Here is a 14,883-nt window from a genome sequence, read left to right on the forward strand (position 1 = left end):
CAGGGACTCTCTGTCGCTTTCGCGAGTTTCTTCGCAGGGAATACCGGGACAACTGGTGAGCAACTCGGGGAAGAGCGGCCTGAAAACGTCCGGACACGTCTTCGAGTTACCGGTAGGTCAGTAGTAGGCTCGCGCCGTTTGTTGACGGAACTCCGGCCGACGCTCGGTGGGCTGCGGCAGGAACACCCGAACAACCACGAAGACCGGGCGACCGGAACCACCGGGCCCGGCACGACCACCCCCGCGGTGCGGGGCCGAGCTGGGGGAGGCCATGCGCTTTCGCGGGAAGTCCATCCGCAGGAAGATCGTGGCGTTGCTCCTGGTGCCGCTCGCCTCCCTCACAGGTCTCTGGGTCTTCGCCACCTACGTCACCGGCCGCGAGGCCGGTGAGCTGATGGGCGCCAGCGCCATCGTGGAGCAGGTCGGCCACCCGCTGGAAGACACCATCCGGGCCGTGCAGGGCGAACGCCGCCAGACACTCGTCTTCCTCGCCGACCCCCGGGCCTCGGACGCCCTGCCCCTCCTGCGCCGCGAGCGCGCCCGGACCGACGAGGTCGTGGCCGAGGTCAGGCAGAGCGCGAAGAGCAAGGACGTACGGGACAAGCTGAGCCCGGAGTCCGAGGCCCAGCTCGACGCGATCCTCGGCGAGGTCGACGGGCTGGACGCGCTGCGCGGATCCGTCGAGAAGCGCACCATCGACCGGACCAGGGCCCTCGACTTCTACAACGGCCTCGTCGACCCCTGCTACCGCTTCCTGAACAGTCTCCACACGATGGAGAACGTGTCCATGGACAAGCAGGTCCGGGCCCTGGTCGGCATCTCCAGGGCCCGCGAGATGCTCTCCCGTGAGGACGCCCTGATCGCGTCGGGCCTCATCGCGGGGCGGCTCGGCGCCCCCGAGCTCCGTGTCGTCTCCGACCTCGCCGCCAGCCGCACGCTCCTGTACGAGGTCAACCTCGAACTCCTCCCGGCGAGCGAGCGCGGCCGCATGGAGCAGTACTGGCGCAGCCCCGACACCGAGCCGCTGCGAACGGCCGAGCAGAGGCTCATCGCCGCGGGCCCGATCACGAAGCCGGGCACCATCGACTCCGCGCGCTGGGAGGAAGTGGCCCCACCCGTCCTGGAGCACCTGGCCAACGACGGCACCGAGATGTCCAACCGCTTCCAGGACCGTGCGGAACCCGCCGGCTACCGGGTCCTGATCCAGGCGGGCGTCGCCGGTGTCCTGGGATTCGTCGCCCTGCTCGTGTCCGTCTTCGTCTCCGTCCGCGTGGGACGCGAACTCGTCCGCGACCTCTCCCGGCTGCGCAAGGACGCGCACGAGGTGTCCGGAGTGCGGCTCCCCAGCGTGATGCGGCGGCTGGCCGCGGGCGAGCAGGTGGACGTGGAGACCGAAGCGCCTCACCTCAGTTACGAGCGCGACGAGATAGGCCAGGTCGGGCAGGCCCTCAACACCCTGCAGCGCGCCGCCGTCGAGGCCGCCGTCAAACAGGCGGACATGCGCCGCGGCGTGTCCGAGGTCTTCGTCAACCTCGCCCGCCGCAACCAGGTGCTGCTGCACCGCCAGCTGACACTCCTGGACACCATGGAGCGGCGCACCGAGAACAGCGACGAGCTCGCCGACCTCTTCCGCCTCGACCACCTCACCACGCGCATGCGCCGCCACGCCGAAGGTCTCGTGATCCTCTCCGGTGCGGCCCCGTCCCGGCAGTGGCGCAAGCCGATCCAGCTGATGGACGTGGTGCGCGCGGCGGTCGCCGAGGTCGAGGACTACGAGCGGGTCGAGGTCCGGCGCCTGCCCCGCATCGGCGTGGGCGGCCCGGCCGTCGCCGACCTCACCCACCTGATCGCGGAACTGCTGGAGAACGCCACGGTGTTCTCGCCCCCGCACACCGCGGTGCAGGTCCACGGCGAACGCGTGGCCAACGGCTTCACCCTCGAGATCCACGACCGCGGCCTCGGCATGGCCCCGGAAGTCCTCCTGGACGCCAACCTCAGGCTCGCCGAGACCCCCGACTTCGAACTCTCCGACACCGACAGGCTCGGCCTCTTCGTCGTCAGCCGGCTCGCCCAGCGGCAGAACGTCAGGGTGTCGTTGCAGATCTCACCGTACGGAGGGACGACCGCGGTCGTCTTCATCCCGGCGCAGCTGCTCACCGACGCACCCGACACGCACGGCACCGGCTTCCGCCTCGACCGGCGCGCCGAGAAGGCGATCGGCAGCGGCCGGCCGGGCAGCACCGCGCCCGGCAGCGACAAGGCCCGCAGGGACGGAGTCGCGGACAAGAGCATCCCGGGCAGGCCCTCCGGCCTCTCCCCGGTCCCCACGGGCCTCACCGATCCGTCGGTGCTCGACGGACCCGTCGAGCTCGAAGGCCCGGTGGGCACACTCGGGTTCACCGACCCGGCCCTCGACCGGGAGCTCGACCCGGCGCTCGGCCCCGTCCTCGACGGCGTATCCGACCTGGAGGACACCGAGAGCGAGCGGGGCGGCATCTTCCGCGCCCGCGACCTGCGCCGGGAAGCCGACCGGGAACAGCACCAGCAGGCCTTCGACGTCTCGGACGGCCGCTCGGCGGACGTCCGGCCGATGCATCCCGCCGGCCCCGTCCCGCTGCCGCGCCGCAAGCCGCAGACACCCGCCACCGGCCATAACCGCCGGATCGGCGACGGGGGCCGCTCGCACCCCGGTACGACCGAAGGCCCCCCTGAGACCTCCGGCGCCGGAGCCGTCACCGCGGAGCCCGGCCGGGGCGCCTCCCCGGCCGACGAGGCGCCGCCGAGGCTCAGGCCCGCGCCGAGGCCGTCCGCGCCGGACACGGTGGGGGGCCTCCCGCGCAGGGTCCGGCAGGCGAACCTCGCCCCACAGCTCCGGGAGGACTCCGCAGGGCGGACTTCCGGGCACGTTCCCGCATACACCGACGACGACCTCGAACGTGATGCGGACGAAGTACGCAATCGCATGGCTTCGCTTCAACGAGGCTGGCAGCGCGGCCGTCGGCAGAACGCCGAGGACGCGACCGGCCCCGGCGGGGCAGCACCAGGAACCACTCCGGGAGGGGACGGTCGATGACCGCACCGAACGCCGCAGCACACAACTCCTCACGCCAGGGCTCCGGCGAACTCAACTGGCTCCTCGACGAACTGGTCGAGCGCGTCGCGAGCATCCGCAAGGCGCTGGTTCTCTCCAGCGACGGCCTCGCCACCGGCACGTCCCAGGACCTGACCCGTGAGGACAGCGAGCACCTGGCGGCCGTCGCCTCCGGGTTCCACAGCCTCGCCAAGGGCGTGGGCCGTCACTTCGACGCCGGCCGCGTCCGCCAGACCGTGGTCGAGCTCGACGAAGCCTTCCTCTTCGTCACAGCCGCGGGCGACGGCAGCTGTCTCGCCGTCCTGGCCGACTCGGACTCGGACGTCGGGCAGGTGGCGTACGAGATGACCCTCATGGTCAAGCGGGTCGGGGCGCACCTGGCCAACGCCCCCCGGACCACCGGTCTGCCCGCCGGAGGGTGAGGCGAGGGGATGAGCGCAGACTCCGCCCGGGACACCGCGCCCGGATCACCGCCCGCGCCCGCAGAAGCGGGCCCCTCGCGCTGGTACGACGCCGAAGCGGGTCCGGTGGTCCGGCCCTACGCGATGACCCGGGGGCGTACCAGCAGCGCGTCCCGTCATCGTCTCGACCTGATCGCGATCGTCATCCCCGAACCGGCGGCCGACGATCCCGGCAGGGACCAGACGCTCTCCCCGGAACACGTGGAGATCGTCGAACTGTGCAGCGACATGCCCCAGTCGATCGCCGAACTCGCCTCCGGACTGGACCTCCCCGTCGGGGTGGTCCGTGTCCTGGTCGGTGACCTCGTCGAGGACGAACTGGTGCACGTCACCCGTCCCGTTCCGCCGGCCGAGCTGCCGGACGAGAGCCTTCTTCGCGAGGTGATCAATGGCCTTCGGGCGCTCTAGCCGCAAAAGGCGGCACGTAGAGCCCGTCACCCTGAAGATCCTGGTGGCCGGCGGCTTCGGTGTGGGCAAGACGACCCTGGTGGGAGCGGTCAGCGAGATCAGACCGCTGCGCACGGAGGAGAGGCTGAGCGAGGCAGGCCGTCCCGTCGACGACGTGGCGGGGGTCGAGGGCAAGAACACCACGACGGTGGCCATGGACTTCGGCCGCATCACCCTGCGCGAGGACCTGGTCCTCTACCTGTTCGGGACCCCCGGGCAGGACCGCTTCTGGTTCCTCTGGGACGAGCTGGCCCAGGGTGCCCTCGGCGCCGTGGTCCTCGCGGACACCCGGCGGCTCGAGGACTGCTTCGCGGCGGTCGACTACTTCGAGCGCCGGGGAATCCCGTTCACCGTCGCCGTCAACCTCTTCGAGGGCGCCGAGCAGTTCCCCACCGAGACGGTCCGGGCGGCACTCGACCTCGACCCCGAGGTGCCGGTGCTGCTCTGCGACGCACGTGACCGTGCGTCCGTCCGGGATGTCCTCGTGGCGGTCGTGGAACACGCCATGGTGCGTGCCGACCGGCTCCGGGAACCCGCCAGGACCTGACGGCCGGGCACCGCACGTGACGCGGCCCGTACCCCCGCCGACCGGGGTACGGACCGCGCGTACGGTGCGGGGGGCAGCGGGCGTGACAGGAGTCTTCACCCGGGGTGACGGCCCGTCAACCCTGCGCGCGCACCTGGGGTCCCTCGTTCGGATCAGGCTGGGCTCACGGGTTCTCGGCGAGCCACTTGGCCGCGGTCTCGGCCAGTTCGCCGTCCCGTCCCGCGAGCATCATCCGGATCATCTGCACGTCGCCGCGCAGGGACCACGCGGGGTGTCCGAACGTCGCCGGGTTGTTCTTCTCGATGAGGAAGTGCGCCGGCCACGCGGTGCCGTACCCGATGAGCGGCAACGCCAGCGCGTAGCGCTTCCGGCCGCGCGCCAGGCCGTACGCGGTGACCGCGAGGCCGGTCAGTGTCCCGCTCAGATGGCCCCATCGCGTCGCCGCCCTGGAGTGCATGGCGACGTAGTAGGGCCAGAACTCTTCATACGAACCGAACGTCTGCTGTGACATGAAGGCACCGTAATCGCTCCGCCGGCAACCGGATACGGCAGTTCCGCGTCCGAGAACAAGAACGGGCGGCCGGAGCCCACGGGGGTGGTCCCGGTCGCCCGTTCTCCGCCCGTCCCGTCAGTGACCCGCCACGGAGCGCCTGGCCACCGGGAAGTCGAAGTACGTGTCGGGGAAGAGCTCCGGCTTGTAGGTGAAGTGCCACCACTCCTCCGCCAGATTCACGAACCCCAGGCCGGTCAGCGTCTCCTTGAGGAACTGACGGTTGGCGCGCTGCGCTCCCTGCACCCGCGGGTCGTCCGTGTGCGACAGGGTGTCGAAACAGTCGTAACCCGTCCCCATGTCCACCGAGTTGTCCGGGAAGCGTTCGCCCTTCGGGGCGTAGCACGGGGCCAGCTCCTCGCCGGGCTCGTACGGCCTGGTCGGCAGCGCCGGCAGCTTCACCAGGGTGAGGTCCACCGTGCTGCCCCGGCTGTGACCGGATTTCTCCGCGATGTAACCGTCCTCGAACAGCCGTGTCTTGTCGACCATCGGATAGAACTCCGCCTTCATGGCCTGGTCGTCGAGATCCTTCGCCCAGCGGACGAAGTGGTCCACGGCGCGCTGCGGCCGGTAGCAGTCGTACACCTTGAGCGAGTAGCCCTGGCGCAGGAGGCTCCGCTGGGCGGTGCGCAGCGCGAGGGCGGCCGGCCGGGTCAGGATGCAGACGGGCCGGCGGTAGCCGTCCACGGGCTCTCCCATGAAGTTGTGCGCGGTGGTGTAGCGCATCTCCGTGATGATCGTCGGATCGACGGCGCGCAGGTCGACGAACTCCGGCGGAGCCTTGGGTTCGGGCTCGGCCGTCGCCACCGGGGCAGCGGCGGTCACGGCGAGCAGGGCGGCGCCGGCGACGGCCAGGGCGCGGAGAAGACGAGCAGTTCCTGTCATGGGCACACCGTCTATCAGCTCCGGAGCCGCAAGAGAAGAGTGATCGGATACAGTCCGCCCCGTGAAGGACTCCCACTGCGGCAGCTGCGGGGCCCCGTACGCCACCGACGCCTGGCCCCGCACCTGCACGGACTGCGGTCGTACGGCCTACCGCAACCCGCTGCCCGTAGCCGTCGCCCTGCTGCCCGTCACCGGACCGCACGGCACCGGCCTCGTGGTCATCACCCGCTCCATCCCCCCGCACCCGGGCCGGACCGCACTGCCCGGCGGCTACATAGACGGCACCGAGGACTGGCGCCACGCCGTCGTACGCGAACTGCGCGAGGAGACCGGCATCCGCGCCGACGGGACGGACGTGCGCCTCGCCGACGCCCTGAGCTCCCCGGACGGCCACCTGCTGCTCTTCGGCCTGCTCCCGCCACGCCCCGCCGGGGAACTCCCGCCCTCCGCACCGACGGACGAGACCTCGGGATACGACGTGCTGCACACCCCGGACGAACTCGCCTTCCCCCTGCACACCCAGGCCGTACGCTCCTGGTTCGCCGGGGTCTACGGCTGAGCCGGCAGCCCCCGCACGCGGACCGGGTACGGCACCAGTGCCTCCTCACCGTCCCGCTCCACCACCACGCGGCCGGCCCTGAGGCGGGACGTGTAGCGCTCGACCTCGGAGCGTTCCCACCCGTCGCCCGCGTCCCGCACGACCAGCCCGCCCCCGGTGCGCCCGGCCGGCGGAGCCCACACCTCCAGTTCGAGAGCGCCGTCCGGGCCCCGCACCGGGATCACGGCTCCGGCCCTCGCCAGCACCGGAATCCGCGACAGCGGGGCGTCCACCACCGCCTGGCACGGGCCCTCGTACGCCTGCCCGGTCGCCGTGTCGTACCACCGGCCGCGCGGCAGCCGCACCGGCCTGCGGTCCGCGCCCTCCTCCAGCACCGGTGCGACCAGCAGCGCGTCACCCAGCAGGAACGCGTCCTCGCAGTCCCGCAACTCCCGGTCCCCCGGGGCGCCCCACCACACCGGCCGCACATACGGCGCACCTGTCAGCAGGGCAAGCTGGGCCAGTGTCACGAAGTAGGGGTGCATCCGCTCCCGCTCCTCCAGCGCACGCCTGGCGTGCGTGAGGACCTCCGGCCCGAATTCCCACGGCTCCCGGCGCCCCGCGTCGATGGCCGCATGCGTACGGAACAACGGCATGTACGAGCCCAGTTGGAACCAGCGCAGATACAGCTCGGGCGACGGCGACCCGTCGAACCCGCCGATGTCGGGCCCCGAGTACGGCACCCCGCAGAGCCCGAGCCCCAGCACCAGGGCCAGCGAGGCCCGGAGCCCCGGCCACCCCGTCGCCACATCACCGGACCAGGTGCCGCCGTACCGCTGGAGCCCCGCCCAGCCCGAACGGGAGAACAGGAACGGCCGCTCCTCAGGGCGCAGCCGGCGCAGCGCCTCGTACCCCGCCCTCGCCATCGCCAGGGCGTACACGTTGTGGGCCTCCCGGTGGTCCCCGCCACGGCCCTCCAGCGAGTGCCGGGACGAGCGGGGGAGCGACGGATCCCCGAAGGCCGAGAACGACACCGGTTCGTTCATGTCGTGCCACACCCCGGCGAACCCCTGGCCGAGCCGCTCCTCGTACAGAGCGCCCCACCATTCGCGCACCAGAGGATCGGTGAAATCCGGATAGACGCACTCGCCCGGCCACACCTCACCCCGCACCGGAAGGCCCTGCGGGTCCCGGACGAACGCGCCCTCCGCACCGACCTCCAGGCCGCTGTCGAACACGACGTTGCCCGGTGACGCCCGTACCGCCGGATCGACGATCGACACCAGCCTGACGCCGTCCTCGCGCAGCTCCTTCGCCAGCCGGGGGAGACCGGGGAACCGCTCCCGGTCGACCGTGAAGACCTGATGCGCGTCGTAGTGGTCGATGTCCAGATGCAGCACCGACAAGGGCAGCCCCCGCTCCCGGTACCCCGCGACGACCCGCCGCACCTCCTGCTCGCTGCCGAACCCCCACCGGGCGTGCTGCGGACCCAGTGCCCACGACGGCGGCAGCGCGGGCGCCCCCGTCAGCGCCGTCCAGCTCCGCAGCACCTTGGCCGGCGTACCCACCACCACCCAGCAGCGGAGCGGGCCGCCCTCCATCCGCACCTCGCACGCGCCCGGCCGGTCGTGTCCCGACCCGGCGCCCTCCTCGCCCTCGCGGAGCGTCACCCGGCCCGCCCAGGAGTTGTCGTGGAACGCCAGGTGGGTCCCCGCATCCGAGACCACCACCTGCACCGGCATCGTCAGATAGAGCGGGTCGTCCCCCGGACCGAAACGACCGCCCGGATCGGTGTTCCACAGCCGGTACGTCCCCTCCCTCAGCCTCGGACCGCCGGCCCGGCCGCCCAGCCCGAAGAAGCGGGCGTCGGCGGGAACCTCGGACCGCTGCACCCACCGCGCCGGGCCCCCCTCCACCGGCTCCCACCAGCGCGGCGGCAGCTCACGGCGCAACACCACTCCGCCCGGCGTACGCAACTCCAGCGCCCCGTGCCGCGACACGGCGACCGTCAGCCGCTCCGACACCACCTGCCAGCCGCCGTTCGTGTCCGGCTCCAGCCGCGCCCGCGTATCGGCCTCCGGCCCGTCTCCCGGCAGGGCGTACGAGGGCAACGGCCCGGCGCCGTCCCAGGACCAGAACACCGCACCCCCCACCGCCACCCTGATCCGCAGCTGCGAACGCGCGAACCGCACGACTCCACCGCCCGGTCCGGGCTCCGCACCGATCAGAAGCCCCGGCACCCGTGCCCGCTCCGCACCGCGCGCCGCCAGCGCCCGCGCATCCGCACGCCGGCGCCGCCAGGCCGAGCGAACCGTACGCATCCCCTGTACAGAACCGACCATTTTCACCGAGCGCACCAGGTCACGACCATCCATGCGGGCCACCCTGCCATCCGCCCGGGCCGAAGCGTGCTCCGTTCAGCTTCCGTTCACCTGTGGCTTCACCACACAGCCGGACACGCGGTCATGGCGGAGGGACCCTGGTGCGCAAGACGATCACATGGCATCGTCCGTGACAGCCGTCCACGCGCACACCCCAGCCCGTGCGCGCGACGCACGCACACCCCCGCGTACACCCGAAAGGCCAGGGAGCCTCCATGACCTCAGCAGCCGGCGAAGCCCCCCTCTGGCAGCCCGATCCCGAGCGCGTCGAGGCGGCGGCCGTCACCCGCTTCCAGCGATGGGCGGCCGGACGCTACGGAGCCCCGGCCGACGGCGGCTACGCGGCGCTGCACCGCTGGTCGGTCGACCAGCTCGACACCTTCTGGGAGGCCGTCGCCGACTGGTTCGACGTACGCTTCTCCACCCCGTACGACGCCGTCCTCGGCGACCGCACCATGCCCGGTGCCCAGTGGTTCCCCGGCGCCACCCTCAACTACGCCGAGCACGCCCTGCGCACGGCCGACGACCCGCTCCGCGCGGACACCCCCGCCCTGCTGTACGTCGACGAGAGCCACACCCAGGTCTCCGTCAGCTGGTCCGAACTCCGGCGCCAGACCGGCTCGCTCGCCGCCGAACTCCGCGCCCTCGGCGTCACCCCCGGCGACAGGGTCAGCGGATACCTCCCCAACATCCCCCAAGCGGTCGTCGCGTTCCTCGCCACCGCCGCCGTCGGCGCGGTCTGGACCTCCTGCGCCCCCGACTTCGGTGCCCGCAGTGTCCTGGACCGCTTCCAGCAGATCGAACCCGTCGTCCTGTTCACCGTCGACGGCTACCGTTACGGCGGCAAGGAGCACGACCGCACGGGCACCGTCGCCGAGCTCCGCAGCGAGCTCCCCACCCTGCGCGCGGTCGTCCACATCCCGCTCCTCGGCACGGACGCGCCCGAAGGCACCCTCGAATGGTCGGCGCTCACCGCCTCCGACACCGAACCGGTCTTCGAGCAGGTCCCCTTCGAGCACCCGCTGTGGGTGCTGTACTCCTCCGGCACGACCGGACTCCCGAAGGCCATCGTCCAGTCCCAGGGCGGGATCCTCCTCGAACACTTCAAGCAGATCGGGCTGCACTGCGACCTCGGCCCCGACGACCGCTTCTTCTGGTACACCTCCACCGGCTGGATGATGTGGAACTTCCTCGTCTCCGGCCTGCTCACCGGCACCACCCTCGTGCTCTATGACGGCAGCCCCGGCTATCCGGACGTCCAGGCCCAGTGGCGTGTCGCCGAACTGACCGGCGCGACCCTCTTCGGCACGTCGGCCGCCTACGTCATGGCCTGCCGGAAGGCGGACGTCCATCCGGGCCGCGACCACGACCTCAGCCGTGTCCAGTGCGTCGCGACCACCGGCTCCCCGCTCCCGCCCGACGGCTTCCGCTGGCTCCACGACGAGTTGAGCGACACCGGCGCCGACCTGTGGATCGCCTCCGTCAGCGGCGGGACGGACGTCTGCAGCTGCTTCGCGGGCGCGGTACCCACCCTGCCGGTCCACATCGGCGAGCTGCAGGCCCCCTGCCTGGGCACCGATCTCCAGTCCTGGGACCCCTCGGGCAAGCCGCTCACCGGCGAGGTCGGCGAACTCGTCGTGACCGCGCCCATGCCCTCCATGCCGGTCCGCTTCTGGAACGACCCCGACGGCCGCCGCTACCACGACAGCTACTTCGACACGTACCCCGGTGTCTGGCGCCACGGAGACTGGATCACCCTCACCGACCGCGGCTCGGTCATCATCCACGGCCGCTCCGACTCCACCCTCAACAGGCAGGGAGTCCGCATGGGGTCCGCCGACATCTACGAGGCGGTCGAGCGGCTCCCCGAGATCCGCGAGTCCCTTGTCATCGGCCTCGAAGAGCCGGACGGCGGCTACTGGATGCCCCTGTTCGTCCACCTCGCCGAGGGAGCCACGCTCGACGACGAACTCCGCGACAGCATCAAGCGGACCATCCGCGAGAACCTCTCACCCCGTCATGTACCGGACGAGGTCATCGAGGTACCCGGCATCCCGCACACCCTCACCGGCAAACGCATCGAGGTACCGGTCAAGCGCCTCCTCCAGGGCACGGCCCTTGCAAAGGCGGTCAACCCGGGCTCCGTCGACAACCTCGAACTCCTCCGCTTCTACGAGGAAATCGCCCGCGACCGCCACTGACCCCAGCCACCGGACAGACCGTTGTCAGTCCCCCTGATTACGCTGAGTGAGCATCGATCGACAGCGCACAGGGGGACTCATGGCGCACATCAAGCAGACCGAACGCAGCCGGCAGCGTGCCGGAACATCCATGCGACGCGCACTGCGCCGCGAAGCACCGAGCACCGTCGGCCTCCTGGTCGACCCCGACGACTTCGCGGCCATGCGCCACTACCGGAGCTTCACCTTCGACGACCACGCGGTCTACCTGCGGCAGGTCGAAGGCCTGCTGCGGACGCTCGCCGCGCAGGGAACGCACACCACCGTCGCCCTCTTCGACCCGGAGGACTACGCGGAGTTCTGCGCCGAGTCCGGCCTGGAACCCGACGAACGCACCAGCCGCAGCCGCTTCGTCGCGGAGGTCGCCTCGGCCGGCGCCACCGTGGCCTACACCGGCCAGCCCATCGACACGCTGATCCCGCTGCTCGTCTCACGAGCGGTCCGGCGCGCGACATGGGAGTACGCCACGATGCTGCTGGCAGGCCTCGGCGACTGCGCGGACTGCGGCCAGGACATCGGGCGGGCCGCCTTCGACCGGGCGTCCCACCTGCTGATGCGCCTGCTGGACACGGCGGGCCCGGGCACCCATCACATCGTCTGCAGCGTCCCCATGGAGAACGAACAGCTCCTCGCCGTCCTCCACACCGCCCGCGACACGGACGGACCGGCCCGCCTCGCATCGTCGGAAGGGGCGGAGTTCGCCACCGTGCTCGCCGCGGGGGTAGCGCTCGAGACCCAGGGCGGAGTCGTACTGCGCACCACGGCCCCCGACGCGCCGGACCGGGTGCACGGCTGGCGCCTGAACCGGGGCAGCCTCCTCCCGCTCACGGCGGGCGAGGTCTTCAGCGCCTACTGCACGGACGCCGACACCGGCGAACCCGTGTCGCCGGAATCCGGCGTCGAGTACTGCGCGGGCTTCGACCTGGGTGCCGACGAACCGGAGGCCCACCGCTGACACACGGAAGGGGTCCCCGCCGGAACCGGCGGGGACCCCTTCACATCCGACCGTGCGTGGCGGCAGGCATCACTCGCCCGACAGCACCGCCTGCGCCGCACGCCGTGCGTCGTCGGCGGAGTCCGCCGCACGCGCGGCGGAGGCGGCACGCTCGCACTGCGCGAGCGTGTGCTTCGCCAGCGTCGCCCGCACATAGGGAATGGACGCGGCGCCCATCGACAGGGAGGTGACACCCAGACCGGTCAGCACACACGCCAGCAGCGGGTCCGAAGCGGCCTCACCACAGACGCCGCAGCTCTTGCCCTCTGCCCTGGCGGCCTCGGCGGAGAGCGCGACCAGGTCGAGCAGCGCGGGCTGCCACGGGTCCTGGAGCCGCGACACGGCTCCCACCTGGCGGTCGGCCGCGAAGGTGTACTGCGCCAGGTCGTTGGTACCCAGCGAGAGGAACTCCACCTCCTGCAGGATCGAGCGGGCCCTGAGCGCGGCGGACGGAATCTCCACCATCGCCCCGAACTTCGCCTGCAGTCCCGCCTCGCGGCAGGCGTCGGCGAACGCCTTGGCGTCGGCACGGTCGGCGACCATCGGGGCCATGACCTCGAGGTACACCGGCAGCCCCTCGGCCGCCCGGGACAGCGCCGTCAGCTGGGTCCGCAGCACATCCGGGTGGTCCAGCAGACTGCGCAGCCCGCGCACGCCCAGCGCGGGGTTCGGCTCGTCGGCCGGCGTCAGGAAGTCCAGCGGCTTGTCGGCACCGGCGTCGAGCACCCGCACCACGACACGCCCCTCGGGGAACGCCTCGAGCACCGCGCGGTACGCCGCGATCTGCTTCTCCTCGGACGGCGCCTGCTTGCTGTCGTCCAGGAAGAGGAACTCCGTACGGAACAGTCCGACGCCCTCGGCACCGGCTTCCAGCGCCGCGGGAACATCGCCGGGGCCGCCGACATTGGCGAGGAGCGGCACCTTGTGACCGTCGGAGGTGGCACCGGGCCCGGTCACCGCCGACAGCGCCGCCTTACGGGCCGCCGAGGCGCTCTCCATCTCGGCACGCTTCTCCTGGCTGGGCTCGACGAAGATCTCACCGGTGCTGCCGTCCACGGCGACGACCGTTCCCTCGGCGATCTCACCCGCTCCGGGGAGAGCCACGACGGCAGGCACACCGAGCGCCCGCGCGAGAATGGCGCTGTGGCTGGTCGGCCCGCCCTCCTCCGTCACGAAACCGAGCACCAGCGTGGGGTCGAGCAGAGCCGTGTCGGCGGGAGCCAGGTCACGCGCGATCAGCACGTACGGCTCGTCACTGTCCGGCACACCCGGCATCGGAACACCGAGCAGCCGCGCCACGATCCGGTTCCGTACGTCGTCGAGGTCGGCGACGCGCCCCGCGAGGTACTCCCCGGCGTTGGCCAGCAGCGCCCGGTACGCGGCGAACGCGTCGTACACGCCACGCTCCGCGGTGCTCCCGACGGCGATACGACGCTCGACGTCGGCGATGAGCTCCGGGTCCTGCGCCATCATGGCCTGGGCCTCGAGCACGTGCTGTGCCTCGCCCCCCGCCAGATTGCCGCGCGCGATCAGGTCGGCCGCCACGGCCTCGACGGCCTGGCGGGCACGCCCCTGCTCGCGCTCGGCCTCGTCCGCGGGAATCTGTTTGGCCGGCGGCTCGAGCACCGCCGTGCCCATGTGCCGAACTTCGCCGATCGCCACACCGTGACTCACGCCGACGCCTCGCAGCGTTGTCTCCATTTCACCCGTCTCCGATTGTGCGGTGGTCGCGCCACCGCGGTGGATTCCCAACTGGCTGATTACTGAGTGGAGGGTGTCACTGCCAGCCGAAGAGGGTCTCGCCGACCTTCACGTCGCCGTCCTCACGCACGTCGGAGAGGGACTCGGCGGTGGCCTCCAGGGCCACGACCGGGCAGATCGCCGACTTGCCGGCGGCCTCGACGCCCGCGGGATCCCAGCGGACGATGCCCTGACCGCGGGTGACCGTGTCCCCCTTGTTCACGAGGAGCTCGAAGCCCTCACCGTTGAGCTGCACGGTGTCGATCCCGAGGTGGGTCAGGACGCCGTGGCCCTGGTCGTCGACGACGACGAAGGCATGCGGGTGAAGGGAGACGACGATCCCGTCGACCGGCGAGACGGCCTCGGACGGCTCGCGCACGGGGTCGATGGCCGTACCGGGGCCCACCATCGCTCCGGAGAACACGGGGTCGGGAACCGCGGTGAGTCCGATGGCGCGGCCGGCAAGAGGGGACGTCACTGTGGTCATGGAGAGCCTCCCAGAGGTGGGGATCCGGATGTCACCGCCACGACTGAAGGAGGGCGGCTTACTGGTCAGCAGCGTAAGTCATATGAAGTCCCGGTTCCGCCCGAGAGCTACCGGTTGACCGACCTGGAGGCGCACCGGAAACGATTTGCCTCGCCTCACGGCGGCCTGTACTGTCGTATCCCTGCCTGGCCCCCACACGACTTCGAGTCGGGGGCGGACAGCGACTCCCAAGCCCAGACTCTCACTCTGATTGTGCTTTCGCATGCTCGCGAGACCACCGGTCAGAGAAACGAAAAAGGCCTGATAGAGTCGGACTCGCCGGAAAGGGAAACGCGAAAGCGAAGAACTGGAAAGCGATTGAGTAGGAACCCGCTTCGGCCGGGAATCGGACACGAAAGAGTCTGATAGAGTCGGAAACGCAAGAACAGAAGGGAAGCGCCCGGAGGGCCCCGGTGAAACGGGACCGAAGGAAGCGTCCGTTCCTTGAGAACTCAACAGCGTGCCAAAAGTCAACGCCAGATA

12 protein-coding genes are annotated in these 14,883 nt (G+C 71.2%); 7 read left to right on the forward strand and 5 right to left on the reverse strand.

The window, feature by feature from the left end; genetic code table 11:
* Positions 1-271 precede the first annotated feature (271 nt).
* The 4 genes from ACIP63_RS32855 to ACIP63_RS32870 are packed head-to-tail and all read left to right on the forward strand — an operon-like array spanning position 272 to position 4,546.
* Complete coding sequence (locus ACIP63_RS32855) at positions 272-3,073, forward strand: nitrate- and nitrite sensing domain-containing protein (protein ID WP_401523120.1); 2,802 nt, start codon at positions 272-274, stop codon at positions 3,071-3,073.
* Positions 3,070-3,513, forward strand: a complete 444-nt coding sequence (locus ACIP63_RS32860; protein ID WP_356712706.1) for a roadblock/LC7 domain-containing protein — start codon at positions 3,070-3,072, stop codon at positions 3,511-3,513. The genes ACIP63_RS32855 and ACIP63_RS32860 overlap by 4 nt, the downstream gene beginning before the upstream one ends.
* Before the next feature lie 9 nt (positions 3,514-3,522).
* Positions 3,523-3,960: a DUF742 domain-containing protein gene (locus ACIP63_RS32865; protein WP_401523122.1), complete on the forward strand. Its 438-nt coding sequence runs from the start codon at positions 3,523-3,525 to the stop codon at positions 3,958-3,960.
* Positions 3,941-4,546, forward strand: coding sequence for a GTP-binding protein (locus ACIP63_RS32870; RefSeq protein ID WP_401523125.1), 606 nt, complete (start codon positions 3,941-3,943; stop codon positions 4,544-4,546). Before ACIP63_RS32865 ends, ACIP63_RS32870 begins: the two co-directional genes overlap by 20 nt.
* Positions 4,547-4,709: 163 nt before the next feature.
* Here ACIP63_RS32870 and ACIP63_RS32875 read toward each other — a convergent pair whose 3' ends face one another.
* Positions 4,710-5,057 (reverse strand): Mpo1-like protein, encoded by a 348-nt coding sequence (locus ACIP63_RS32875; RefSeq protein ID WP_401523128.1) that lies wholly within the window; start codon positions 5,055-5,057, stop codon positions 4,710-4,712.
* A 117-nt stretch (positions 5,058-5,174) separates the two neighbouring features.
* Positions 5,175-5,981 carry a M15 family metallopeptidase gene (locus ACIP63_RS32880; RefSeq protein WP_401523130.1) on the reverse strand — a complete coding sequence of 269 codons (807 nt, stop codon included), beginning with the start codon at positions 5,979-5,981 and terminating at the stop codon, positions 5,175-5,177.
* 61 nt (positions 5,982-6,042) lie between these two features.
* On the opposite strand from ACIP63_RS32880, the gene ACIP63_RS32885 reads away from it, so the two are divergent.
* On the forward strand, positions 6,043-6,540 hold the full coding sequence (locus ACIP63_RS32885; protein WP_401523132.1) for an NUDIX domain-containing protein: 498 nt from the start codon (positions 6,043-6,045) through the stop codon (positions 6,538-6,540).
* On the opposite strand, the gene ACIP63_RS32890 is transcribed toward ACIP63_RS32885, so the two are convergent.
* Positions 6,531-8,894, reverse strand: coding sequence for a glycoside hydrolase family 31 protein (locus ACIP63_RS32890; protein ID WP_401523135.1), 2,364 nt, complete (start codon positions 8,892-8,894; stop codon positions 6,531-6,533). The genes ACIP63_RS32885 and ACIP63_RS32890 overlap by 10 nt on opposite strands.
* Positions 8,895-9,115: 221 nt before the next feature.
* On the opposite strand from ACIP63_RS32890, the gene ACIP63_RS32895 reads away from it, so the two are divergent.
* Both ACIP63_RS32895 and ACIP63_RS32900 read left to right on the forward strand, forming a co-directional pair.
* Complete coding sequence (locus tag ACIP63_RS32895; protein ID WP_401523138.1) at positions 9,116-11,101, forward strand: acetoacetate--CoA ligase; 1,986 nt, start codon at positions 9,116-9,118, stop codon at positions 11,099-11,101.
* Positions 11,102-11,180: 79 nt separating this feature from the next.
* Complete coding sequence (locus ACIP63_RS32900; protein WP_401523140.1) at positions 11,181-12,095, forward strand: hypothetical protein; 915 nt, start codon at positions 11,181-11,183, stop codon at positions 12,093-12,095.
* Between the two features lie 69 nt (positions 12,096-12,164).
* Here the strand turns inward: ACIP63_RS32900 and ptsP are convergent, their stop codons facing one another.
* The gene (gene ptsP, locus ACIP63_RS32905) at positions 12,165-13,835 is read right to left on the reverse strand and encodes a phosphoenolpyruvate--protein phosphotransferase (RefSeq protein ID WP_104790511.1); all 1,671 of its coding nucleotides are present in this window, start codon (positions 13,833-13,835) and stop codon (positions 12,165-12,167) included.
* 76 nt (positions 13,836-13,911) lie between these two features.
* Complete coding sequence (locus ACIP63_RS32910) at positions 13,912-14,361, reverse strand: PTS glucose transporter subunit IIA (protein ID WP_033304207.1); 450 nt, start codon at positions 14,359-14,361, stop codon at positions 13,912-13,914.
* Positions 14,362-14,883 lie beyond the last annotated feature (522 nt).

The organism is Streptomyces sp. NPDC088746 (assembly GCF_044751065.1).
Taxonomy (GTDB): domain Bacteria; phylum Actinomycetota; class Actinomycetes; order Streptomycetales; family Streptomycetaceae; genus Streptomyces.

What these genes read in the sequence shown, in the direction of transcription:
- ACIP63_RS32860 (WP_356712706.1), top strand. Translation starts at nt 3,070, where the DNA reads ATGACCGCACCGAACGCCGCAGCACACAACTCCTCACGCCAGGGCTCC.
- ACIP63_RS32900 (WP_401523140.1), top strand. Translation starts at nt 11,181, where the DNA reads ATGGCGCACATCAAGCAGACCGAACGCAGCCGGCAGCGTGCCGGAACA.
- ACIP63_RS32875 (WP_401523128.1), bottom strand. Translation starts at nt 5,057, where the DNA reads ATGTCACAGCAGACGTTCGGTTCGTATGAAGAGTTCTGGCCCTACTAC.
- ptsP (WP_104790511.1), bottom strand. Translation starts at nt 13,835, where the DNA reads ATGGAGACAACGCTGCGAGGCGTCGGCGTGAGTCACGGTGTGGCGATC.
- ACIP63_RS32855 (WP_401523120.1), top strand. Translation starts at nt 272, where the DNA reads ATGCGCTTTCGCGGGAAGTCCATCCGCAGGAAGATCGTGGCGTTGCTC.
- ACIP63_RS32910 (WP_033304207.1), bottom strand. Translation starts at nt 14,361, where the DNA reads ATGACCACAGTGACGTCCCCTCTTGCCGGCCGCGCCATCGGACTCACC.
- ACIP63_RS32895 (WP_401523138.1), top strand. Translation starts at nt 9,116, where the DNA reads ATGACCTCAGCAGCCGGCGAAGCCCCCCTCTGGCAGCCCGATCCCGAG.
- ACIP63_RS32890 (WP_401523135.1), bottom strand. Translation starts at nt 8,894, where the DNA reads ATGGATGGTCGTGACCTGGTGCGCTCGGTGAAAATGGTCGGTTCTGTA.
- ACIP63_RS32880 (WP_401523130.1), bottom strand. Translation starts at nt 5,981, where the DNA reads ATGACAGGAACTGCTCGTCTTCTCCGCGCCCTGGCCGTCGCCGGCGCC.
- ACIP63_RS32870 (WP_401523125.1), top strand. Translation starts at nt 3,941, where the DNA reads ATGGCCTTCGGGCGCTCTAGCCGCAAAAGGCGGCACGTAGAGCCCGTC.
- ACIP63_RS32865 (WP_401523122.1), top strand. Translation starts at nt 3,523, where the DNA reads ATGAGCGCAGACTCCGCCCGGGACACCGCGCCCGGATCACCGCCCGCG.